The sequence below is a fragment of the Colwellia sp. BRX10-4 genome, from assembly GCF_014077465.1.
GTDB lineage: Bacteria > Pseudomonadota > Gammaproteobacteria > Enterobacterales > Alteromonadaceae > Colwellia_A.
Window position 1 is genome coordinate 1 of sequence record NZ_JACGVZ010000097.1, and the last position, 686, is coordinate 686.

General features: G+C 42.7%; 1 protein-coding gene. It reads right to left on the bottom strand.

Annotation, left to right across the window (positions count from 1 at the left end; genetic code table 11):
• On the bottom strand, window positions 1–686 hold a 686-nt coding region (gene lipA / locus H4J67_RS19985), incomplete at both ends, for a lipoyl synthase (protein WP_182204913.1).

Sequence of the window (686 nt, forward strand, 5' to 3'; positions counted from 1 at the left end):
CTTTTAGCGATAATACCCAGCTCATCAAACTCTTCTGGAGGTACATAGCGTTTAACCGCAAGATGATGCTTACTCGGTTGCATGTATTGCCCTAACGTTAGCATCTCTACATTATGTTTACGCAAGTCGTTTAATACGGCGGAAATTTCATCATTTGTCTCGCCAAGCCCCATCATTAATCCTGATTTTGTCGCGACCTGTGGGTGCATGGCTTTAAAACGACTTAACAACTCCAATGAATTTTTATAACTTGCCCCCGGACGAACTTCACGATACATATGTGGTGCAGTCTCTAAGTTATGGTTAAACACATCGGGCGGTGCCTGACTTAAAATGTTGAGTGCTCGTTCTACTCGACCTTTAAAGTCAGGCACCAAAATTTCAATTTTTATATGAGGTATTTCTTTACGTATGGCTTTAATACAGTCAACAAAATGCTGAGCACCGCCATCGCGAAGATCATCCCTGTCGACCGAAGTGATTACCACATACTTTAATTTCATGTCACGTATTGTTGCGGCTAACTTTTCTGGCTCTTCTGCACTCACTGGTAAGGGTCTACCATGCGCGACATCACAAAATGGACAGCGGCGAGTACAAATAGCACCCAAGATCATAAACGTTGCTGTGCCGTGGTTAAAACATTCATGTAAATTAGGACATGACGCTTCTTCACACACTGAGTT